Annotated in this window: 20 protein-coding genes; 11 read left to right on the top strand and 9 right to left on the bottom strand. The window is 57.4% G+C overall.

The window, feature by feature from the left end; genetic code table 11:
* Positions 1-42: 42 nt before the first annotated feature.
* Positions 43-717: a uracil-DNA glycosylase gene (locus ACOYIE_RS00555; RefSeq protein WP_433409861.1), complete on the top strand. Its 675-nt coding sequence runs from the start codon at positions 43-45 to the stop codon at positions 715-717.
* A 47-nt stretch (positions 718-764) separates the two neighbouring features.
* Here ACOYIE_RS00555 and ftsH read toward each other — a convergent pair whose 3' ends face one another.
* Positions 765-2,600: an ATP-dependent zinc metalloprotease FtsH gene (ftsH, locus tag ACOYIE_RS00550; RefSeq protein WP_433409859.1), complete on the bottom strand. Its 1,836-nt coding sequence runs from the start codon at positions 2,598-2,600 to the stop codon at positions 765-767.
* Positions 2,601-2,745: 145 nt separating this feature from the next.
* Positions 2,746-3,099 (bottom strand): hypothetical protein, encoded by a 354-nt coding sequence (locus ACOYIE_RS00545; protein WP_433409857.1) that lies wholly within the window; start codon positions 3,097-3,099, stop codon positions 2,746-2,748.
* 173 nt (positions 3,100-3,272) lie between these two features.
* Between ACOYIE_RS00545 and ACOYIE_RS00540 the strand changes: the two genes are divergently transcribed.
* On the top strand, positions 3,273-4,241 hold the full coding sequence (locus ACOYIE_RS00540; RefSeq protein ID WP_433409855.1) for an alpha/beta fold hydrolase: 969 nt from the start codon (positions 3,273-3,275) through the stop codon (positions 4,239-4,241).
* A 58-nt stretch (positions 4,242-4,299) separates the two neighbouring features.
* On the opposite strand, the gene rpe is transcribed toward ACOYIE_RS00540, so the two are convergent.
* Positions 4,300-4,983 carry a ribulose-phosphate 3-epimerase gene (gene rpe, locus ACOYIE_RS00535; protein ID WP_433409853.1) on the bottom strand — a complete coding sequence of 228 codons (684 nt, stop codon included), beginning with the start codon at positions 4,981-4,983 and terminating at the stop codon, positions 4,300-4,302.
* Between the two features lie 423 nt (positions 4,984-5,406).
* Here rpe and ACOYIE_RS00530 point away from each other — a divergent pair, with 423 nt between their 5' ends.
* Positions 5,407-9,138 carry a phosphoribosylformylglycinamidine synthase gene (locus ACOYIE_RS00530; RefSeq protein ID WP_433409851.1) on the top strand — a complete coding sequence of 1,244 codons (3,732 nt, stop codon included), beginning with the start codon at positions 5,407-5,409 and terminating at the stop codon, positions 9,136-9,138.
* Here the strand turns inward: ACOYIE_RS00530 and ACOYIE_RS00525 are convergent.
* Positions 9,131-9,343 carry a hypothetical protein gene (locus ACOYIE_RS00525; RefSeq protein WP_433409908.1) on the bottom strand — a complete coding sequence of 71 codons (213 nt, stop codon included), beginning with the start codon at positions 9,341-9,343 and terminating at the stop codon, positions 9,131-9,133. The genes ACOYIE_RS00530 and ACOYIE_RS00525 overlap by 8 nt on opposite strands.
* Between ACOYIE_RS00525 and ACOYIE_RS00520 the strand changes: the two genes are divergently transcribed.
* Both ACOYIE_RS00520 and ACOYIE_RS00515 read left to right on the top strand, forming a co-directional pair.
* Positions 9,272-10,090, top strand: a complete 819-nt coding sequence (locus ACOYIE_RS00520; protein WP_433409849.1) for a TraX family protein — start codon at positions 9,272-9,274, stop codon at positions 10,088-10,090. The two genes, ACOYIE_RS00525 and ACOYIE_RS00520, sit on opposite strands and share 72 nt — an antisense overlap.
* 78 nt (positions 10,091-10,168) lie before the next feature.
* The gene (locus ACOYIE_RS00515) at positions 10,169-10,594 is read left to right on the top strand and encodes an acyl-CoA thioesterase (RefSeq protein ID WP_433409847.1); all 426 of its coding nucleotides are present in this window, start codon (positions 10,169-10,171) and stop codon (positions 10,592-10,594) included.
* A gap of 47 nt (positions 10,595-10,641) precedes the next feature.
* Here ACOYIE_RS00515 and ACOYIE_RS00510 read toward each other — a convergent pair whose 3' ends face one another.
* The gene (locus ACOYIE_RS00510; protein ID WP_433409846.1) at positions 10,642-12,063 is read right to left on the bottom strand and encodes an alanine/glycine:cation symporter family protein; all 1,422 of its coding nucleotides are present in this window, start codon (positions 12,061-12,063) and stop codon (positions 10,642-10,644) included.
* A gap of 131 nt (positions 12,064-12,194) precedes the next feature.
* On the opposite strand from ACOYIE_RS00510, the gene ACOYIE_RS00505 reads away from it, so the two are divergent.
* Positions 12,195-13,106, top strand: a complete 912-nt coding sequence (locus ACOYIE_RS00505) for a LysR family transcriptional regulator (RefSeq protein WP_433409845.1) — start codon at positions 12,195-12,197, stop codon at positions 13,104-13,106.
* 34 nt (positions 13,107-13,140) lie between these two features.
* Here ACOYIE_RS00505 and ACOYIE_RS00500 read toward each other — a convergent pair whose 3' ends face one another.
* From ACOYIE_RS00500 to rpsT, 4 genes are all read right to left on the bottom strand, one after another.
* Positions 13,141-14,232, bottom strand: a complete 1,092-nt coding sequence (locus ACOYIE_RS00500; protein WP_433409843.1) for an S-layer homology domain-containing protein — start codon at positions 14,230-14,232, stop codon at positions 13,141-13,143.
* A gap of 206 nt (positions 14,233-14,438) precedes the next feature.
* Entirely contained in the window at positions 14,439-15,089 is a 651-nt protein-coding gene (locus ACOYIE_RS00495; protein WP_433409841.1) for an SdpI family protein, read from the bottom strand.
* Position 15,090: 1 nt separating this feature from the next.
* On the bottom strand, positions 15,091-15,357 hold the full coding sequence (locus ACOYIE_RS00490; RefSeq protein ID WP_433409839.1) for an autorepressor SdpR family transcription factor: 267 nt from the start codon (positions 15,355-15,357) through the stop codon (positions 15,091-15,093).
* 217 nt (positions 15,358-15,574) lie between these two features.
* Positions 15,575-15,838, bottom strand: a complete 264-nt coding sequence (gene rpsT / locus ACOYIE_RS00485; RefSeq protein ID WP_433409837.1) for a 30S ribosomal protein S20 — start codon at positions 15,836-15,838, stop codon at positions 15,575-15,577.
* 139 nt (positions 15,839-15,977) lie between these two features.
* Between rpsT and gpr the strand changes: the two genes are divergently transcribed.
* The 5 genes from gpr (at position 15,978) to ACOYIE_RS00460 (ending at position 20,983) form a co-directional block, all read left to right on the top strand.
* Positions 15,978-16,865 (top strand): GPR endopeptidase, encoded by an 888-nt coding sequence (gene gpr / locus ACOYIE_RS00480; protein ID WP_433409835.1) that lies wholly within the window; start codon positions 15,978-15,980, stop codon positions 16,863-16,865.
* Between the two features lie 72 nt (positions 16,866-16,937).
* Positions 16,938-17,999: a stage II sporulation protein P gene (spoIIP, locus tag ACOYIE_RS00475; RefSeq protein WP_433409833.1), complete on the top strand. Its 1,062-nt coding sequence runs from the start codon at positions 16,938-16,940 to the stop codon at positions 17,997-17,999.
* An 83-nt stretch (positions 18,000-18,082) separates the two neighbouring features.
* Positions 18,083-19,534, top strand: a complete 1,452-nt coding sequence (locus ACOYIE_RS00470) for a spore germination protein (RefSeq protein ID WP_433409831.1) — start codon at positions 18,083-18,085, stop codon at positions 19,532-19,534.
* On the top strand, positions 19,531-20,160 hold the full coding sequence (locus ACOYIE_RS00465) for a hypothetical protein (protein ID WP_433409829.1): 630 nt from the start codon (positions 19,531-19,533) through the stop codon (positions 20,158-20,160). Before ACOYIE_RS00470 ends, ACOYIE_RS00465 begins: the two co-directional genes overlap by 4 nt.
* Entirely contained in the window at positions 20,153-20,983 is an 831-nt protein-coding gene (locus ACOYIE_RS00460; RefSeq protein WP_433409827.1) for a hypothetical protein, read from the top strand. Before ACOYIE_RS00465 ends, ACOYIE_RS00460 begins: the two co-directional genes overlap by 8 nt.
* The last annotated feature ends 3 nt before the right edge of the window (positions 20,984-20,986 follow it).

The raw sequence follows: 20,986 nt of genomic DNA, 5'->3' as shown, positions 1-20,986 counted from the left end.
GCTATACTGTGTTTACGACGCATGTACAGGGAGGGCCGATATATGGTACGGTTAAACAATGAGTGGGACGAAATACTTGCCGGTGAGTTTTCGCAGGAATATTACAGGCGCCTTCGCTACTGGCTGAAAAAAGAGTATGCCGAGCAGACCATCTATCCGCCAATGGAGAATATCTTCAACGCTCTGCGCTATACCTCTTATTCAGATGTCAAAGCCGTCATCCTCGGACAGGACCCCTACCACGGCCCGGGGCAGGCGCACGGACTTTGCTTTTCCGTGCAGCCGGGCGTACCTGCGCCTCCCAGCCTGCAAAATATCTTCAAAGAGCTGCAAAGCGATCTTGGCATCACGCCGCCGAAGGACGGCACCCTGACCCGCTGGGCGGAGCGCGGGGTCCTGCTGCTCAACACCACGCTGACCGTGCGCCGCGGGCAGGCCAACAGCCACAAAAACATCGGCTGGACCACCTTTACCGACCATGTCATTCAAAAACTCAACGCGCATGAGCAGCCGATCGTCTTTTTGCTTTGGGGCGGCAACGCGCGCTCCAAAAAGAGCCTCATCACCGCGCCGCAGCATCTGGTGCTGGAAAGCGTGCATCCTTCGCCGCTTTCGGCGTCGGGCGGCTTTTTCGGATGCAGGCATTTCTCCAAATGCAACGCTTTTCTGGAGGCAAACGGCGTCTCCCCCATCGACTGGGACTTAAATCATCCATAAAAAAAGCTGTCATTCCACAGAATGACAGCTTTTTTATTTGGCAGAATTTATTCTTTGCCCAGCATATTCATAAATTCTTCGCCCGTAATGGTTTCCTTTTCCAGCAGGAAATGCGCCAGGCGGTGCAGCGCCTCCATATTCTCCCGCAGCAGGCCGATGGCCTTTTCGTGCGCGGTCCGCACGGCCGCGATCACCTCCTGGTCAATCTGCGCCGCCGTCTCCGGCGAGCATGCCAGCGAGGTATCTCCCGATAGGTACGGGTTATTCAGCGTTTCCAGCGCCACCATATCAAATTTCCGGTTCATGCCGTAGCGCGTGATCATTGCGCGGGCCAGCTTGGTGGCCTGCTCAATATCGTTGGACGCTCCCGTTGTAATCGAGCCGAAAATCAGCTCTTCCGCCGCGCGGCCGCCGGTCAGCGTCGCCAGTTTGTTCTCAATTTCCTCGCGGGTCATCAGATAGCGCTCGCCCTCATCCACCTGCATGGTATAACCCAGCGCGCCCGAAGTGCGCGGCACGATGGTAATTTTGGTGACCGGCGCAGAATCCGTCTGCCGGGCGGCAACCAGCGCATGCCCGATTTCGTGATAGGCGACAATCTCCTTTTCCTTGGGGCTAAGCACCGCATTTTTGCGCTGCGCACCTGCAATGACCGTTTCCACGCTTTCCTCCAGGTCCGCCTGCGTTACGGCATTGCGCCCCAGCCGGACTGCGCGCAGCGCGGCTTCGTTGATGATATTGGCAAGGTCTGCGCCCGACGCGCCCGAAGTTGCGCGGGCAATCGCCGCAAAGTCAATGCGTCCCGTCATGAGCACATCCTTGGCGTGTACCCGCAGAATGGCCTCGCGTCCCTGCAAATCGGGCAGTTCCACGGGAATCCGGCGGTCAAACCGGCCGGGGCGCAGCAGGGCCGGATCGAGCGATTCCGGCCGGTTGGTCGCCGCCAGAATGACAACGCCCTTGGTGCCGTCAAATCCGTCCATCTCGGTCAAAAGCTGGTTGAGCGTCTGCTCGCGTTCATCGTTGCCGCCGAAGCCGCCGCCGTCACGCTTTTTGCCGATGGTATCAATCTCATCAATAAACACAATACAGGGCGCTTTCTCGCCGGCCTGCTTAAACAGATCCCGCACTTTGGCCGCGCCCATGCCGACAAACATCTCCACAAATTCAGAGCCGGAGATGGAGAAAAACGGCACATGCGCTTCGCCCGCTACCGCTTTGGCCAGCAGCGTTTTGCCCGTGCCCGGCGGGCCTACGAGCAGCGCGCCCTTGGGCAGTTTGGCGCCGATGGAGGCGTATTTGCCTGGGTTGTGCAGAAAATCAACGATTTCCGTCAGCGCTTCCTTGGCCTCATCCTGTCCGGCAACATCGGCAAACGTTTTGCCGGTTTCGGTTTCCGCATAGATTTTTGCATTGGCCTTGCCAAAGGTCATTGCGTTGCCGCCCATGTTTTTCATCATCCGTTTATTCAGCCATTGGCCGAACAGGATGATAATGATAATCGGCAGCGCATAGCTGATCAGCAGGGTCAGCAGCGGCGAGGTCTTGGTCGGGATCTCCGCTGCGAAATCAACACCGGCCTTATCCAGCCGCTCATACAGGCCGTCGTCTGGGAAAATACCGGTTTTGTAAACGCCGTCTTCCCCTTCCGCATCCTTTCCTTCAAATACAATCTGCTGGTCGGTCCGGTCATAGGCAACGCGCTCCACGCGGCCTTCTTCCACCATGGTGGAAAACTCGCCGTAGCCGATCTCAATCACCTGCCGCTGCATCAGCGACGGAAACAGAAACGCATTGAGCAGCATCAGCACCAGCAGCGTAACTGCATAATAAAAAATCAGTGGTTTTTTGGGGCTTTTGGAGCCCTTTGAAGACTGTATCATATTCCTTTCACCTTTCCTTGGCCTTTCGGCCTTTTATTATTGTAGGAAAGCGCAGCGCCCCTGTCAACCATTTGCCCGTAAACAATTTGGAAATTCTTGTCCGCAAAAAAGCCGCGCGCCTCCATGCGCACGGCTTTTCCTGTTTTTACTGGTCAATTCCCTTCAAAGTGCCCTTGGAGCCCCAGACCGGATACTCGGTATAGTTCAGGTACATGCAGTCCTTGGCAAGACCGGTAACCTGATGCAGCGCTTCCAGCGCAGCCTCCGTATAGGCCTTCTTGTAGGAAAACTCTACCGAATCATAGCAGCGCAGATCCACATAAGCCAGTTCGCGCTTGACGCTGCCCAGATACATCGCATGGCCGTCCGAAATATCGACCATCAGATTGGCTTCAATCTTGTTCGGAATCAGGCTGATTTTCTCACCCAGCGCCGCAGCGAGCGCGCTTTTCTGCTCCTCCGTCAGCACCTTGGACGTAGAAATACCAATATACGGCATAATTGACACCTCATTTTTATTTAGTGGTTTTATTATACCACCCCCGCCCTGTCAGAGCAAGCAAACAAAATTATAAACGCTTTGTGAATTTTGCTCAAAATGACTGCACATCGGGCAAGTTTTGTGGTATGATATTTGCAGTTAACTTTACCCCGCCGAATGGATGTGTGCTTATGAATATCAAGTGTACTCAAAATATTTATAAAAGCTCCAACGGTGTGTCCAACGTCACCTACTATATCCTCGTTCCGGAGGACGTGGAGGTCCGCGGCATTATTCAGATTTCGCACGGCATGTGCGAATACTTTTCGCGGTATACGGCGTTTGCCAAATACCTCTGCGGCCTTGGCTTCATCGTCTGCGGCAACGATCATATCGGTCACGGCGCCTCGGTTTCACGGGATGCCGAGCTTGGTTTTTTTGCCACGCGGGACGGCTGGAAGTATCTTGTCGAAGACGTCAAGCAGCTCACAGACCTGATGCAGCGGCGCTATGCCGATCTGCCGTATTTTCTGCTCGGCCACTCGATGGGCTCGCTCATCGCGCGCCTGTACCTGACCGATTACGGCGAGCGGCTGGCAGGCTGCATTCTCATCGGCACCGCAGGGCCCAATCCCATGGCGGCCAGCGGCGCGCGCTTTGCCGATTCCATTGCGCACAGCCGCGGCGTGACCTATCGCAGCGGTCTGCTGGAAAACATCACCTTCAAGGGATACAACCGCAAAATCAAGCAGCCGCATTCGGTGTTTGACTGGCTCAGTCGGGATGAGGACGTCGTTTCCCTCTACCAGTCGGACGAAAAATGTAATTTCATCTTCACCGCGGCCGGCTTCCGCGATCTGTATACCCTCTGCGCGCGCGCCAACGCCAACCACACGTTCCGCCGCACGCCGCGCACCTTGCCGCTTCTGTTTCTTGCGGGAGACAAGGATCCGGTCGGCAAGTATGGCGACGGGGTCCGCCGCGTCGTCAACCTTTACCGCAGCGCAGGCGTGAAAAACATCGAGGTCATCTTCTATAAAGACGCCCGCCATGAGGTGCTCAATGAGCTCGGCCGGCTGGATGCGTTCGGTGACATCTCCCGCTGGCTGGAGGCGCAGCTTGCCGCCTGCACACAGGCGCAGCAGGAGCAGGCCAACTGATGTTATCTTCCAATTTCCAAAACAAAAAAGCACGGGCAATGCCCGTGCTTTTTCTATTTTACTTGCTCCACGCAGCCTTGGCCGCGCCCTCTTCAAATACCTTGAGGAAGCCCGTGACGTTGGCTGCAATATCGCCGCCGAACACCGCCGAGCCCGCAACGATGACATCCGCGCCCGCCGCAACAATATCCGCCGTGTTGTTCAGCTTGGCGCCGCCGTCGATCTCCAGCTCACACTGGTAGCCGTGCTTCTGGATTTCCGCACGCACCGCGCGGATTTTGTCCATGCACTCCGGAATAAAGCCCTGACCGCCGAAGCCCGGCTCCACCGTCATGATCAGCACCATATCGCAGTACGGCAGCAGCGGAAACAGCGCCTCGGCCGGCGTTTTGGGCTTGATGACACAGGCCGCCTTGACGCCCGCCGCACGGATTTTTTTGAGCTGCTCCAGCGTATCGCCGTTGGACTCATAGTGAACCGTGATGATATCCGAACCGGCCTTAATGAAATCGTCCAGATACTGGTCGGGGTCGGTAATCATCAGATGTACGTCCAGCACCTTGTCGGTCGCGCGACGCAGCGCCTTGACCACCGGCGCGCCGATGGTGATATTGGGCACAAAGTGTCCGTCCATCACGTCCACATGCACATATTCCGCGCCCGCATCGGTTGCGATTTTGATATCGCGCTCTAAATTGGCAAAGTCCGCCGAAAGAATAGACGGAGACAGCTTGATTTCCATTGGTTTTTCCTCCTGTAACCGCACGGAAAGGCGCGGCATATTTTGATAGTAAGCAGGCCTGAGCGGCTGCATGCCGCCGCCCGCTTTTCAGATACAGGGGGAGCGGCTGCCGCTCCCCTCTTTGTTTTTATTATACCGCATCCGCGCGTTTTTTCAAGAGCAGCAGCAGGGAAAGCTGCTGCTCGCCGTGTTTTTTCTCCGTTTCCCGTCATAACAGCCGGCCGCGCCTGTCACAGGGCTATCCATCCCGCCCCGGCGCGCGCTTTTGCATCTGTTTTTCTGCCCTGTTTTGATTTTCGCGCAAAAAAGCAGAGAAAGCCTACCGAATCCAGACGGATTTTGTCGTCCTGACCGATTGATTTATCGGTCCGAAACAGGTACAATAAACATATATGCCAAAACCAAATGAGAGGACACGATAAAATGAGCGTCAATCGTTGTTATTCCGAGAAAAAACCCGGCTTCGACGTAGAAGCGCGCAGCCTGTTTTCCAGTCTGCACGACCTGCTGGAGATCAAAAGCCTGACCCATGTCCGCTACCTCTGCCGCTATGACGCCGAGGGCCTCGTCCCGGAAGCCTATGAAAAAGCAAAGGGCATTGTCTTTTCCGAACCGATGGCCGATGTGTGCTATGACGAGGATTTCCCCCGTCCGGCCGGCGCTCATACCGTATTGGCGGTCGAGCCGCTGCCCGGCCAGTTTGACCAGCGCGCGGATTCCTGCGCCCAGTGCATCCAGCTGCTGACCGGCGGCGAGCGCCCGTCGGTAGCCGCAGCCAAGGTCTATGTGCTGGAGGGCGCGCTGTCGGACGCCGATCTGGATAAGATTCGCGGCTTCTTAATCAATCCCGTTGAGGCGCGCGAGGCTTCGATGGACAAGCCCGAAACCCTGCATGTGCAGTACGAAATCCCCACCACCGTCGCTTCGGTGACCGGCTTTATCCATATGGACAAGGCCGCACTGTCCGACCTGCTGACAAATATGGGCCTTGCAATGGATCTGGACGACCTCACCTTCCTGCAGGCATACTTCCGCGATGAGGAAAAGCGCGACCCCACCATCACCGAGGTGCGCATGGTGGATACCTACTGGTCCGACCACTGCCGCCACACCACTTTCCTGACCGAGATCGACGGCGTGCAGATCGACGACCCCATGGTGCAGGATGCGTTCGACCGCTATCTTGCCGCCCGCGTGGAAGTATACGGCGCGGAAAAGGCCGCAAAGCGTCCGGTCACCCTGATGGACATTGCGACCGCCGGCGTCAAGGTGCTCAAAAAGCGCGGCTACCTCAAAAATATCGACGAATCCGAAGAGATCAACGCCTGCTCGATCAAGGTCAAGGCGCTTGTGGACGGCCGGTATGAGGACTGGCTGCTCATGTTCAAAAACGAAACCCACAACCACCCGACCGAGATCGAGCCGTTCGGCGGCGCAGCCACCTGTCTGGGCGGCGCGATCCGCGACCCGCTCTCCGGCCGCTCCTACGTCTATCAGGCCATGCGCGTGACCGGCGCGGGCGACCCGACGGTGCCGCTCTCCGAAACGCTCGAGCACAAGCTGCCGCAGCGCAAGCTGTGCCAGACCGCCGCAGCCGGCTACTCCTCCTACGGCAACCAGATCGGCCTTGCCACCGGACTGGTACACGAGATCTACCATCCGGGCTATGTTGCCAAGCGCATGGAGATCGGCGCGGTCGTCGGCGCGGCGCCGCTGGAAAACGTCATCCGTGAAGTACCTGAGCCGGGCGATGTTGTCGTCCTGCTCGGCGGCAAAACCGGACGCGACGGCTGCGGCGGCGCCACCGGTTCTTCCAAAAAGCACACCGAGTCCTCGCTTGAAACCTGCGGTGCCGAGGTACAGAAGGGCAACCCGCCCGAAGAGCGCAAGATCCAGCGTCTGTTCCGCAACGGCGATGTCACCCGCATGATCCGCCGCTGCAACGACTTCGGCGCGGGCGGCGTTTCGGTCGCCATCGGCGAACTGGCTGACGGTCTGGATATCAACCTTGACGCAGTACCCAAAAAGTACGACGGTCTGGACGGCACGGAGCTTGCGATCTCGGAATCGCAGGAACGCATGGCGGTTGTCGTCCGCGCGAAGGACGCGGAAGCCTTTATTGCCGCTGCCGCAAAGGAAAACATCGAAGCCGTGCAGGTTGCCGTGGTGACCGACAAAAACCGGCTGTGCATGACGTGGAACGGCAACCTGATCGCGGATGTCTCCCGTGATTTCCTGAACACCAACGGCTGCGCCAAGCATGTAAACGCCGAAGTCGCGCCGCTTGCCGCACCGTCCATCACCTGCACCCCCGCCGGCAGCACTCAGGCGGAAAAGCTGCTGAACCACGCCGCAACGCTCGGCATCTGTCTGGAGCGCGGCCTTGTTGAGCGCTTTGACGGTTCGATTGGTGCAAACTCGGTATTCATGCCGTTCGGCGGCAAATATCAGCTCACCCCGACGCAGGTCATGGCAGCCACCATGCCGGCACTCTCCGGCCAGTGCGAAACCGCGTCCGTCATGGCCTTTGGCTTTGACCCCTGCTATACCGAACAAAACCCCTTCCTCGGCGCATCTGCCGCGGTGATTGAATCGGTTGCCAAGCTGGTCGCAGCAGGCTGCGACTTTGAAACCGCCTACCTCACCTTCCAGGAATATTTCGAGCGGCTGGGCAAGGACCCGAAGCGCTTCGGCAAGCCTCTTTCCGCCCTGCTGGGCGCTTACACCGCGCAGGAAGAGCTCTGCCTCGGCGCGATCGGCGGCAAGGACTCCATGAGCGGCTCGTTCGATGATATGGACGTTCCCCCGACGCTGGTTTCGTTCGCCATCGCCCCGCAGGACGCGGCGCGCCTGATTTCGCCTGAGTTCAAGGCGGCCGGTCATCCGGTTTACTTCTTCGACGCCCCGTATTTCCCGGACGGCTCGCCCGATTACCAGACGATGAAGCACGTCTGGAGCGAGGTTGCAGATCTCATCGCTTCCGGCAAGGCCGTATCCGCATGGGCGCTGACCACCGGCGGCATTGCCGAGGGTGTATGCAAAATGGCGCTCGGCAACAAGATCGGCTTTGCGTTCGACGAATCCTTCCCGACCGAGGCGCTTTATCTCAAGAACTTCGGCGGTATCCTGATCGAGGCCGCGGAAGAACTGCCCGCCTACTGGCTGGTCGGCCGCACCACTGCGGACGAGGCCGTTACCGTTGCGGGCGAGCGCGTTTCGATCGACGCGCTGACCGAAGCGTTTGAAGGCCGTCTGGAAAGCGTGTTCCCGACCAGGGCGAACGCTTCGGACGAACACCTCGTCAAGGTATCCTATGCTGCACGCAGCGGCAAGGCGCCGGCTGTCAAGTCGGCAAAGCCTCTGGCTGTTATTCCGGTCTTCCCGGGCACCAACTGCGAGTATGATACCGCCCGCGCGGTGGAAAATGCAGGCGGTGCGGCTGAGATCATCGTCGTACGCAATTTCTCTGCCGACGCACTGGCAGAAAGCGCCGAGCAGCTGGAAAGCGCTGTCCGCCGGGCACAGATGGTCATTCTGCCGGGCGGCTTCTCCGGCGGCGACGAGCCGGACGGCTCGGGCAAGTTCATCGCCTCGTTCCTGCGCGGCCCGGGCATCAAGGATTCCATCCACGAGCTGCTCGGTAAGCGCGACGGCCTGATGCTCGGCATCTGCAACGGCTTCCAAGCGCTCATCAAGCTGGGCCTGGTGCCTTACGGCGAAATCCGCGACGAAATGACCGGCGACGACCCGACGCTGACCTTCAACCTCATCGGCCGCCACCAGAGCCGCTATGTCACCACCCGCGTGGCGTCCGTCAAGAGCCCGTGGCTGTCCTCCTGCGAGGTCGGCGACCTGCACTCGATCGCCATTTCCCACGGTGAAGGCCGCTTTGTTGCCCCGCAGCATGTCATCGATCAGCTTGTGCAGAACGGTCAGGTCGCCTTCCAGTATACCGATCTGTCCGGCGAACCGTCTATGGATATCGCATGGAACCCGAACGGCTCGCTGTGCGCGATTGAGGGCATCACCTCGCCGGACGGCCGCGTGCTGGGCAAGATGGGCCACACCGAGCGTTACAGCCCGTTTGTCGGCAAGAACATTTACGGTGAAAAGTATCAGCCGATTTTTGAGAACGGCGTGAAATACTTCAAGTAAGCAAAGAGGTTTGCCATATCCCCTGCTTGACACCAGCCTTCACTGCCTCCGAATAATCGGAGGCAGTTTTTTCTTTTACCAAAGCGTATCTGGCATTGCCCGCGCTGATATGGTACAATCTGCTTAGTGAGCCATGCGCATATCTCTGCGCTGCGGCATATCCAGCAACCAATCCCGCAATATCAATATTGAGAGGAGCAAGCATATGGCACAGGAGAAACCAACGGGACTCTCTTCTTTTCACCTCCACCTTTTGGCCATGGCATTCATGCTGTGCGATCATCTGTGGGCTACATTATTTCCGTATCAGGAGTGGATGACCTGCATCGGACGTATCGCGTTCCCCCTTTTTGCCTTTTGCATTGTTGAAGGCTACTTTCACACATCCAACCTCCGAAACTATATTGTCAGAATTCTCGTCTTTGCCCTTCTTTCGGAAATACCGTTTGATCTGATTTATGGAAGTTCGGTTTTCTATCCGTTCCACCAGAATGTGCTTTGGACATTTTTAATCGGCCTGCTTGCTGTTTTGGCATGCGAAAAAGCCAAAACCTGCAAAAAGCGATGGATAACCTGGCTCCTCCTCCCCGCCATTGTGCTTTGCGCCTATGGGCTTGGAACGATCACCATGGTGGATTACTTCGGTGCTGGCGTCCTGATGGTCCTGACCTTTTACTTCTTTCACGGCAGAAATTGGCGGTGTCTGATCGGACAGGCGGTATGTCTGGCCTTTTTGAATATTTATATTCTCGGCAGCTATTTTTACCCCGTAATGATTGCAGGCTACGAAATCAAAATCATGCAGCAGGGGTTTGCTTTGCTGGCGCTCATCCCCATCTGGCTGTATCGCGGCAGGCAGGGCTACCACTCCAAAGCGTTCCAGTACAGCTGCTATGCTTTTTATCCGGTTCATCTTCTTGTGCTGTATTGTCTCTGGCAATATATGCTGTAATCGCTTGCTGTCATTTTTTCAAAAAAACGCCGCATCTTCTTCCCCTTGATCTCTTATCTTTGCATCGGAGGCATTCTTATGAACCCCTATCTTCACAAAGTGCAGTATTACGAAACTGACGGCATGGGCATCGTCCACCACTCCAACTACATCCGCTGGTTTGAAGAGGCGCGCGTCGATCTGCTTGAGCAGCTCGGCTGCGGATATGATGTATTTGAGCAGCGCGGCTATTCCAGCCCCGTGCTCAGTCTTTCCTGCGAATACCGTCACATGGTCCGTTTTCCGGAAACAGTTTCCATCCATGTGCAGGTACTTGCCTACACGGGCGCCAAAATGACGCTCGGCTACAAAATTTATAACGCCGCCGGCATGCTTTGCTGCACCGGCGAAAGCCGCCACGGCTTTCTTGACGCCGCATCCGAACGCCCTGTCACACTCAAGCGCGTCTGGCCGGAAGCGCATGCGCGCTTTGCCGCGGCCCTTGCAGAAAATCCCGCTGAATAAATAAAACCCCGCAGACCAACGTCTGCGGGGTTTTTCTTATGAAACGCTTACTTTTCTTTTTTCCTTCGGCCAAGGTATTTTTCTTCATAATCATGCAGCGAATCCAGCGCCTGTTTTGACAGCGGGAAGATGACCGCCAGATTAAACAGCGTCATCAGGCCAATGCCGACATCGCCCAGATCCCATACAAACGTATACGCTGCCAAGCCGCCGATAAACAGCATGATCAGCGCCAGCACCTTATAAGCGGTCTGCGGCAACCACTTATCGCCAAACAGATAGGATACATTGGAGCGCGCATAGAACAGGATGCCGATAAAGGTGGAAAAGCTGAACAGCCACAGCGTTGCTGCAATGAATACCACGCCGAAACTGCCGGAGTGATACTGCATAGCCGCCTGCAGCAGATCCATGCCAACCAGACCCTCGGTGACGTTTTCCGGCGCAAGCAGCATAATCATCGCAGTGCAGCTGCAAATCACAATGGTGTCAATGAACACGCCGAAAGCCTGCATCAGACCAACCTTGACCGGATGATCGGTTTCTGCCGCCGCTGCCGCGCAGGGCGCCGAGCCGGAGCCAGCCTCGTTGGAGAACAGGCCGCGCTTTACACCGTTCATCAGCACTGCGCCGAAGCCGCCGGCCGCAACCTGACGCAGGCCAAAGGCTTCCGAAAAAATCCGGCTGAACACGGCCGGCATCTGACCGATATTTTTAATCATAATAAACAGGGTGAAAATCAGATAGCAGCCTGCCATCACCGGAACCAGAATATCCAGCACCTTGACCGTTGCATTCTTGCGCAGCACGATAACCGCCGAAATTGCTACCAGTACAATCGTCGTATACAGCGGCGGGATGTGGAAAGCGTTTTCAAACGCATCCGAAACCGAGTTGCCGATTACCTGACTGATGCCGCACCAGCAAATCAGGCCGGAAATTGCAAAACCGATCGCCAGCAGACTGCGGCGCTTGGTATCCCCGCCTCTGCGCTTTGCCATAAAATTGTGGATATAATAGGCAGGACCGCCGCGGTAACCGCCGTACAGCGGATCCTTTTCCTTATGAATCTGTGCCAATGTACCCTCAACAAACGCGGTTGCCGAACCCATCAGCGCGGTAATCCACATCCAAAACACAGCGCCTGCGCCGCCGGCCGAAATCGCCGCCACTACGCCGACCAGGTTGCCCATGCCGACCCGCGTTGCAGTCGATACAATCAGCGACTGCAGGCCGGAGAGCGCACCGCTGCCCTTTCGCCCGCGCCGCTCCAGCGTTACGCGCACCATCTGCGGAAACAGACGGATGGGCAGAAAACGGGAGCGAATGGTAAAATACAATCCCGTAGGCAGCAGCAAAATTGCCAGCAGCGGCAATCCCAGCGTTCCGCCGCTGGGGAGCGGCAGCACAATAAAATCGTTCCACAGAAAGCCGTAAATGGCTTCAATTACATTGATGATGACCTGCATTCCTCTTCCTCCGCATCAGTCCCCCCTCGGGACTTGTAATCTGTCGACTTTTATTATATAGTATAAATCAGGATTAGTAAAATTGATAATATCATTTTATCAAATCGAATTTTCAAATCATGGAGGGCCGCATGGATATCCGAAGCCTGAAAACTTTTTTGTATGCTGCCGAGCTGAGCAGCTTCACCCGCGCAGGGGAAACGCTGGGGTACTCGCAGTCCACGGTTTCTTTTCACATCAAGCAGCTTGAGAACGAGCTTGGCGTGCGCCTGTTTGAACGGATCAATCACACCGTCAGTCTGACCGGCCGCGGCCGCGAAGTGCTGCAATACGCGCAGCAAATCATCCAATTGGAGCGCGACCTGACGCAGATGCTCAAAGATGAACCGGAGGCTGCCGGACACATCCGGCTTGCCATGGCCGATTCCCTTTGTCCGGCCTTTTTTGACGGCGATTTTCAGGGATTCCGCAGACAATTCCCCAACATCACGCTCAAAATCATCACTGCGGGCACGGAAGAAATGTTCCGCCTGCTCAACCGCAACGAAACCGATCTGGTCGTTACGCTGGACAACCATATCTACCATGCAGAATATGTCATTGTGCAGGAAAAGCAGCTTCCGATGCACTTTGTTGCCCGCACAGGGCACCCGCTTGCCGGGCGGCGGCAGCTTTCCGTGGAAGAGCTGCTCTCCTATCCCTTTCTGCTGACGGAAAAGGGTATGAGTTACCGCCGCCTGATGGATGAACGCCTGGCCGCACGCTCGCTGGAGGTATCCCCTGTGGTGGAATTGAGCAATACAGACCAGATCTGCCGGCTGGTCGAACAGGATATCGGTATCTCTTTTCTGCCCGATTATGCTACAGAAAACTGGGTCCGGTGCGGCGCACTGACCTATTTGCCGGTTACCGATTTTGATATTGACATTTGGCTTCAGCTGCTGCATCATCGCGATAAGTGGATCTCGCCCGCCATGCGCCATGTCATTGCATATTGCGGCGGCCTCTATGCTGCGCTCCGGCCGGCCTCACATGCCATATAGCAAAAAAGTTCCCACCGTTTCCGGTGGGAACTTTTTACTTCGTATAGTAAATCACGGTCACTTCGCCGTTGACAACCGACGGGTAACAATACCGATATTCGCCGCCCGTGCTCACAGGCCGCTCCAATTGGTGATAAGTGGAGGTCACATCAATTGCAACGCAGTTCGCCGCAACCGGATAGGTCGCCGCTCCGTCCTCTGCCGATGCGCCGCTCAGAATCAGTTCGCCTCTGCTGTAAACGCCTTCGCGGTCAATCGCCTGATTCTCTTCCAGCGTAATATAGGTAACGCCGCCCTCCTGCCAAAGCTTGGAATAACGCATCAGTTCGCCGTAATGCACGGTGGGGTCATAGTTGTCAATCACAACGTCGCAATAGCTTTGCGCACCGATGCAGACGTTTACCACATCCCCGCGCTTTTCATAAAAAGTGCCGCTGTCCTGCGCAATCAGATGGGTGGCGCGATACAGCATCACAGCCATTTCCGCGCGCGTTACCATGGCTTTCGGGTTGAGTTTGCCGTTCGAGCCGCCGATTACCTGCGCAATCACCAGTGCGTTAACCGCCTCTTTGGCATAACCGGAAATCTGATTGATATCGGAAAATCCGGAAATGGCGCCCGTTTGCAGCGTGAGCGGCGTGCAGTCAATCGTCCGCTTGAGGAACACCATCGCATCCTGCCGCGTCATTTTGTTCTTCGGAAGAAAGCGGCCGTCCTTGGTGCCCGTGGCAATGCCAAAAGCCTTGGCAGCAGTGACTGCCTTGCTGTAATAGGAACCTGCCGGCACATCGCTGAACGAGCCTTTGGACGAAATCAAACCGCTGTCCATCGCCTCACTCATGCCGTACGCACGGTCCAGCATCACAATAAAATCGGCGCGTGTGATCTGGTTGCCCGGATAAAACAAATGGTTGCCGCTGCCCTGTACCACGCCGTTCAGCGCCAGTGCGTCAATCTCCCTATGGGCCCAGGAATATCCCTCTGCAACATCATAGAAATAAACAGAGTGATCAGGAAGATACGCATAGGTGCTTGTGGTGTCCGTCGCGAGCGCGGCCGTAACCCCGCTCGCCGCAGCGACGGCCGCCAGCAGCAGCGCTGCTATCAGCTTACGCGTTCTTTTCATAATCTTCTCCTTGCAGTAGGTTTCAAACACAGGTCGGTATCGCCACCCATGCAAACTTACTGCAAAATTATAGCACATTCATCCCCACTTTGCAAGTTAAATATTGACTAAAAATGCTGTCGTTTCCTTTTTCTGCCTCTTTTTTGCCCTATTTCCCATCAATTTTCTTCCAGGTTTGCATTTTCTCCGGCTGATTGCCAAGGCCGTTATCCCTTCGACTCTGCCCTGTACCAGAAATAGCTTTTCACAGAAGGGACAATACAGGCCGCCATTACCGGCACAAAAAGCAGCGCAAACCGCGCATAGTTGTTGGGAACAAACGCACCGGCAAGCCCAATCAGCCCTGCTGCAAACATCATCCGTCCCCCCAGCCGATGCGTGCGCGTCCAGACCGTTTCGCTCGATAATGTCCATGGGTTTTTAATGCCGCAGTAAAAATTGGGCCGGAATTTGGGCATCACGTTGCCCAAAAACACAAACAGCAGGCTGCACAGCAGACAAACCGCCATGGATACATTTACGGTATCCGGCCACAGGGCCTCTGTCACGCAGATGCCCACCATCGCCAGCAGAAACAGCATCATCAGCACCTGAAACAAGTCATAAGACACCCTGAACTTACGATAATTGCGTTTTTTGGGGTCAACCACCGGCAACACAGAGAACAATACCGCCATCACCGGCGCAAGGCCTGCCACCCCCCAGATCTGCCATTTTGCCCCATACCTGACCTGTCCCCCAAAATCCCACTGCATCGGTATTTCCGCCGGCAGGCGGCTATATACCGCTGCGACCAGCACCAGCGGCAGCACCGCCAGCACCCAGGCGAAAATCTGCATTTTTGTGACTTTCTTCATCTCATCCTTCTCCTTTCAATGCGGTAAACCATTCCAGTATCTCGTCCACCACGGACATATTCAGCTCATAATAGATGTACTTTCCCCTGCGCTCATCCAGCACCAGCCCTGCCTCCTTTAAAATCGACAGGTGGTGCGACACCGTTGCGCCCGACACATGGAAATGCGCCACAATATCGCCCGCGGCCATTGGCCCCGCCCGCAGCAGCGCGAGTATTTCGCGCCGCGTCGGATCGCTGAGCGCCTTAAAACTCTGCTGAAAACCCATTCCACGCTTCCCCTTTCCCTTTTGGACAGCGCGCCCCGGTTTCGCTGCATACAGGCAGCCCTGCACCCGTCCATCATTTAGATATTTATCTAAACAAATGATACTCTGCGCGGTTTCTTCTGTCAATATTCATTTTGATGTTTGTCTAAATAATTTGCAGGCAAAACAAAAACACCCCGAAGCTTTTGCTCCGAGGTGTCCTTATCACAGCTATGAATTACGCCATGCCGTTGAGCTTGATCGTCATCTTGCTCTTCTTGTTGGCCGCGTTGTTCTTGTGCAGGAGGTGCTTGGCAGCCGCCTGATCGACCGCCTTAACAGCAGTCGTATAAGCCTCCGCAGCCTTCGCCTTATCACCGCCGACAACAGCAGCGTCAAACTTCTTCAGCGTAGTCTTCAGCTCGCTCTTGGCCATCTGGTTGTTCATCGCCTTGGTTGCATTCACCAGCACGCGCTTCTTTGCAGATTTGATATTGGGCATTCCGAAAACACCTCCTTCGTTCTCTATTCGTCAGTAGTTCTACTATACCATTATAATTTGCAAATTGCAAGAGTTTTTTCACCTGTATCGCATAAAAAAATCCTGAAGGCAGCAAAATACCGTAAAAGGAGTGGTGCTTATGGCATTCCGCACCGACCTTGCAGTCGAAGCGGTTGAAAATTTCCGGCAAACAGAAGGCGGACAGCACATTCGCCGCAGCGAAAGAACCATGGAAGGCTTTGCCGTACACGAGGTAGATGTGCTGAGCCTGCATGCCGCGCAGCAAACCGGCAAGCCGCAGGGCCGCTATCTGACCTTTGAGCTGGACGCGCTGCTGCACAGGGAGGAGGACGCCTTTCCGCGCGCCTGCCGCGCGCTCTGTTCGCTGCTGCGCGAACTGCTGCCCGAAAAGGCACAGCGCGGCCCTGCTCTGGTTGTCGGCTTGGGCAACCGCATGATTACGCCCGACGCCATCGGCCCGCAGGCGGTTGACCATGTGATTGCCACGCGCCACCTGGTTGCACAGGCCCCCGATATGTTTGCCGGATGGCGGCCGGTCTCCGCGCTCGCCCCAGGCGTGCTTGGGCAGACCGGCGTGGAAACCGGCGAAGTGATCTGCGGCGTGCTGGACAGGATACAGCCCGCTGCCGTACTGGCGGTGGACGCGCTGGCCGCCGGCCGTCTTTCCCGCCTGGTGCGCACGGTGCAGCTCACCGATACCGGTATTACGCCCGGCTCCGGTGTGGGAAATGCACGGGCGGCTCTGGGACCGCAGACGCTCGGTGTTCCCGTCATTGCCATCGGCGTGCCAACTGTGGTGGACGGCGCTACGCTCGCCCACGAAATCACCGCGCAGCTTGCGGGGTCCGGCTGCGAAGCGCTTGAAGACCTGTCCCGCCCGGTGATGATTACCACGCGCGATATTGACCGCGAAGTTGCGGACATTTCCCGCCTGATCGGTTACGCCATCAATCTAGCGCTGCATCCCCACCTTACTGTCGAAGAAATCGACCTGTACCTGTCCTGAACAGTCGTCAGAATTCTGGTCTACTCGCGCGCCGCACCGCGTATGATAGAAGCAAATGCAGGAGGTGGCGCGATGGGACGACACAGAAAATTTTACAGAAAGCGCAGCAGCATCGGCCTGTCCGCAGCCGCGGCGCTTTGCACGGCGGCTTCTCTGCTGCTGTTTGCACATGCAGGCGGTGAAACGGCGGCAGACGAACTGCTGGACAGCCTTGCACACAACAACAGTTTTATCACGCGCGCCGTCGCGCTGGAGCTTGGGCTTGCGCCCGAGGAAGCCGCAGTGCTTGCTCCTCGGACCGCCGCTTCCGCCCTGGACGAATCCGCAGACAGCGCCGTAGCCGAAAACACCTATATCCCGCTGCCCGAGCCCAACGATGCGCCCGTGCTTTCTGCCGCTGACAAAGCCGCAACCGTCACCGTCAACAACGAAACCTCCTACGAGGTCAACGTTGCCGCATGCCTTGCCGCAGACGCTGCCATCCATGCCGAAGGCAGCGGTCCGCAGGTGCTGATTGTACATACGCACGGCAGCGAAAGCTACACGCCCGACGCCGCCTTCCCCTATACGCCGACGGAAACCGAGCGCACCACCGACACCCGCTTCAACGTTGTCCGCGTAGGCGATGAGCTGCAAAGCGTACTGGAGCAAAACGGTATTCAGACCGTTCACATCCGTGATATTTTTGACTCGCCGGCTTACTCGGGCGCATACGACCGCTCGCTTGCCGCAACCGAACAGGCGCTTGCCGAATATCCGTCTATCCGCATGGTCATTGACCTGCACCGCGATTCGATTCTGACCGACGACGGCCGCGCCTATAAAACCGCCTGCACCATTGACGGAACCGAAATGGCACAGCTCATGTTCGTCGTCGGCACGGACGAAGGCGGCCTGTATCACCCCGACTGGCGCGACAACCTGAACCACGTCGCCGGCCTGCAATACCAGCTCAACCGCGCCTATCCCGGGCTGATGCGGCCGGTCAACCTGCGCACGCAACGGTTTAACCAGCACGCATCCCCCGGCTCGCTGCTGGTCGAAGTCGGTTCCTCCGGCAACACGATGACCGAAGCGCTCGCCGCTGTCCGCCTGTTGGGCGATGTATTGTCAGATGAACTGAATCATGTATAAACTCCCGTTTTTTGTACAAAATACCTGTGCTGCTTTCACCGGAAGCAGAATAATGACCATCCGGTCTTTTCAGGGGTGTGCCGATGGAAACCATCGTTTTTTCAACCGATCTGGAGACAAACATTCGATTGATGCAGTCCGTCTTTCAGGGAGACAATACCATGGTTGTGCGCCGCGCAAAAAGCCCGCACGGCCTGCGCTGCGCCATCTTTTTCTTCGACGGCATGGTGAATGCGCTTGCGATCAACCAAAGCATCATCCGTCCAATCGTCTGCTCGGACCGCCGGCATATGACCGCCGACGAGCTGGCGCAGACGCTTTTGCAGGTAAACGACAGCCGCGTGGAGACCGACTCTGACAAACTGTTCTCCTCTTTTCTGTACGGCGATACCATTGTGTTCACCGAAGGGGACGCGCGGCCGGTCGTAGTCAACACCAAAGGTTTTTCCCTCCGCTCGATCAGCGAGCCGGAAAACGAACGGGTGCTGTCCGGTCCGCGCGAAGGGTTTACCGAATGCTTTATGCCCAATCTTGCGCTCATCCGCCGCCGGCTGAACGACCGCCGGCTCAAATTTTCCTTTCTGCGCATCGGCACACGCACCAACACGGTCGTCTGCCTGTGTTATCTGGCCGGCGTGTGCGAACCGCGGCTGGTCGGTCATCTGCAAAAGAAATTGCAGGCGCTTGATATAGACAGCGTGCTTGACTCCAACTATCTGGCAGAGCGCATCCGCGACCACCGTTTTTCCCCTTTCCCCACCCTGGGCACGACCGAGCGGCCCGACGTCGTGGCCTCCCGCCTGCTGGAAGGGCGCTGTGCCATTGTGACAGACGGCAGCCCTGTGGTGCTGACCGCGCCTTTCCTGTTCCAGGAGTGCTTCCAATCCAACGATGATTACTATATCAGCTTTCTCCATTCCGGCCTGACGCGACTGCTGCGCCTGCTGGGCTTTCTCTGCACCATTGTTTTCCCCGCCGTTTATATTTCGCTTCTGCTTTATCACAGAGAGCTTGTGCCGTCGCGCCTGCTGTTCGCGGTATCTGCGGCGCAGCGCGGCGTACCGCTTCCGATCGGATGGGAAACGTTTCTGCTGCTGCTTGTACTGGAAGCGCTCAAAGAGGCCGGCGCGCGAACACCGGGCATTGTTGGACAAACCATGAGCATCGTCGGCGGCCTTGTTCTTGGACAGGCTGCCGTCACTGCGCGCTTTGCCGCGGCGCCAACCGTTATTGTCGTCGCCATCGCAGGCGTCACCGGCCTGATGGCGCCCAAACTGCAAACCGCATCGCTTTATCTGCGCTTCGGGCTGCTGGCGGCCGGCGCGGCCTACGGCCTGTACGGCGTCGGTTTTGGTCTGGGACTTATCCTGATCTCGCTCTGCCGCATGCACTCCTGCTCCGTGCCGTATATGCTCAACCTGGTTCCGCGCATACAGGCCGAACAGGAGGATGCCTGGCTGCGTGCGCCATGGTTTTTTATGCGGAATGACCGCTTTCCCGTCAAACGGGACAACCGAAGGGGGACTCACCATTGAAACGCCTTTTATTACCGTTTATCCTGCTGCTGCTCTGCGGCTGCTCGCAGGAAGTTTCACCCGTATCCGCACTTGCGCTTGACCGCACGGAGGACGGCTACCGCCTGACTGCCGAGCTGGTGCGGCAGGACAGCCTGGACGAACCCGCGGCGCCCTCGTATCTTTCCGCCGCAGGCCGCGATTTGCCTGCGCTGCTCCGCGGCATCGAAAACCTGCTGCCGGGTGAACTGTATCTGAGCCATGCGCAGGTGCTGCTGCTCTCCGAGGAGGTCGCGCAGGACAGCATCCTTGCGCTGGCCGACTATCTGTGCCAGCACAACGACGTGCGCCTTTCGCTGCGCGTTGCCGTTGTGCGGGAGGGGGCGGCAGACGAGCTGATGAAGGCGAGCGGCGAGGTTTTCGCGCTTTCCGAACTGCTTGACCGCTCGGCCAGCGCGGGCACGCTGCCGGATATGCCGCTTTACCGCACCGCAGAAGCCCTGCACGCCGACGGCACCGCCATCTTGCCCGCCCTGCGGGTGGATGCGTTTGGTCAAACCGCACCCGCAGGCACCGCGGTCTTTGCCCGCGAGCGGCTCTCCTGCTTTCTGGACGGCAGCGAGATAGGAGGCGGCAGCCATGCGTGAACGGTTATTCCCCCGTTGGGGCGCAGCGCTGTTTGCGCTGCTTCCGCTCAGTGAAATTCTGTATGTCTCCGTCAACGGACAAACCATGTATGCCGCGGCGCTCGCCAGCCTGGTCTGTGCGCTGATATGCGCGGCCGGTGCGCAAATCGCCCCGCTCATGCACCGGCACCCGCCGCTGCGCTGGGTGCTTGCACTGGCAGCGCTTTGGCCGCTGACCCGCTCGTTCGCCCGTATGGCGCTGTTTCTGCGCAGCACGGTATTTACCGGCCGGCCGCTGTGGAGTTTGGTACTGCTGCTGACCGTTTGCGCGGTGCTGTTGGCCGCAAGCGGCCTGAACCGCTGCGCTATGTGGGCGATGCCGGCCGTCTGGACCGCCGGCATCATCCTCGTGTTATCCGGCATTCTCACGCTCGGCGATCTGCGCGTCGCCTACTGGCAGCCGCCGGACGGCACGCTGCTGCCGCTGACCGGACAGCTGCTTTCCGCCATGCTGCCCGGCGCGCTTACGCTGTCCCTCTCTCTGCCGGACAAGCTCTCCGGCGCCGCCTCCCGCGGGCTGGCAGCCGGCGGCGCGCTGTTCGCTCTGATTTCGCTGCGCGCGCTGCTCCTGCTCGGGCCGCACACGGCGGCGCTGCTGCCATATCCCAATTTTTCAGCCGCCGGTCTTGCCGCCATCGGCGATTTTGCCCGCCGCGGCGAGGTATTCTTCGCCGTTCCCCTGCTGCTGTGCGAGCTGGGCCGCGCCGCCGCGCTCTGTTGTGTGCTGTTCTTCCCGCTGACACATACCTATGGGGTGCCGCACATTCAAAAAAAGGACGCTTAAGCG

The organism is Agathobaculum sp. (genome assembly GCF_050946325.1).
Lineage (GTDB): Bacteria > Bacillota > Clostridia > Oscillospirales > Butyricicoccaceae > Agathobaculum.
This window is presented reverse-complemented; position numbering and strand designations above follow the sequence as displayed.

What these genes read in the sequence shown, in the direction of transcription:
- spoIIP (WP_433409833.1), top strand. Translation starts at nt 16,938, where the DNA reads ATGGGACGACACAGAAAATTTTACAGAAAGCGCAGCAGCATCGGCCTG.
- ACOYIE_RS00490 (WP_433409839.1), bottom strand. Translation starts at nt 15,357, where the DNA reads ATGGGTTTTCAGCAGAGTTTTAAGGCGCTCAGCGATCCGACGCGGCGC.
- gpr (WP_433409835.1), top strand. Translation starts at nt 15,978, where the DNA reads ATGGCATTCCGCACCGACCTTGCAGTCGAAGCGGTTGAAAATTTCCGG.
- ACOYIE_RS00545 (WP_433409857.1), bottom strand. Translation starts at nt 3,099, where the DNA reads ATGCCGTATATTGGTATTTCTACGTCCAAGGTGCTGACGGAGGAGCAG.
- ACOYIE_RS00540 (WP_433409855.1), top strand. Translation starts at nt 3,273, where the DNA reads ATGAATATCAAGTGTACTCAAAATATTTATAAAAGCTCCAACGGTGTG.
- ACOYIE_RS00495 (WP_433409841.1), bottom strand. Translation starts at nt 15,089, where the DNA reads ATGAAGAAAGTCACAAAAATGCAGATTTTCGCCTGGGTGCTGGCGGTG.
- ACOYIE_RS00500 (WP_433409843.1), bottom strand. Translation starts at nt 14,232, where the DNA reads ATGAAAAGAACGCGTAAGCTGATAGCAGCGCTGCTGCTGGCGGCCGTC.
- ACOYIE_RS00505 (WP_433409845.1), top strand. Translation starts at nt 12,195, where the DNA reads ATGGATATCCGAAGCCTGAAAACTTTTTTGTATGCTGCCGAGCTGAGC.
- ACOYIE_RS00460 (WP_433409827.1), top strand. Translation starts at nt 20,153, where the DNA reads ATGCGTGAACGGTTATTCCCCCGTTGGGGCGCAGCGCTGTTTGCGCTG.
- ACOYIE_RS00520 (WP_433409849.1), top strand. Translation starts at nt 9,272, where the DNA reads ATGCGCATATCTCTGCGCTGCGGCATATCCAGCAACCAATCCCGCAAT.
- ACOYIE_RS00470 (WP_433409831.1), top strand. Translation starts at nt 18,083, where the DNA reads ATGGAAACCATCGTTTTTTCAACCGATCTGGAGACAAACATTCGATTG.
- ACOYIE_RS00525 (WP_433409908.1), bottom strand. Translation starts at nt 9,343, where the DNA reads ATGCTTGCTCCTCTCAATATTGATATTGCGGGATTGGTTGCTGGATAT.
- ACOYIE_RS00510 (WP_433409846.1), bottom strand. Translation starts at nt 12,063, where the DNA reads ATGCAGGTCATCATCAATGTAATTGAAGCCATTTACGGCTTTCTGTGG.
- ACOYIE_RS00530 (WP_433409851.1), top strand. Translation starts at nt 5,407, where the DNA reads ATGAGCGTCAATCGTTGTTATTCCGAGAAAAAACCCGGCTTCGACGTA.
- rpe (WP_433409853.1), bottom strand. Translation starts at nt 4,983, where the DNA reads ATGGAAATCAAGCTGTCTCCGTCTATTCTTTCGGCGGACTTTGCCAAT.
- ftsH (WP_433409859.1), bottom strand. Translation starts at nt 2,600, where the DNA reads ATGATACAGTCTTCAAAGGGCTCCAAAAGCCCCAAAAAACCACTGATT.
- rpsT (WP_433409837.1), bottom strand. Translation starts at nt 15,838, where the DNA reads ATGCCCAATATCAAATCTGCAAAGAAGCGCGTGCTGGTGAATGCAACC.
- ACOYIE_RS00555 (WP_433409861.1), top strand. Translation starts at nt 43, where the DNA reads ATGGTACGGTTAAACAATGAGTGGGACGAAATACTTGCCGGTGAGTTT.
- ACOYIE_RS00515 (WP_433409847.1), top strand. Translation starts at nt 10,169, where the DNA reads ATGAACCCCTATCTTCACAAAGTGCAGTATTACGAAACTGACGGCATG.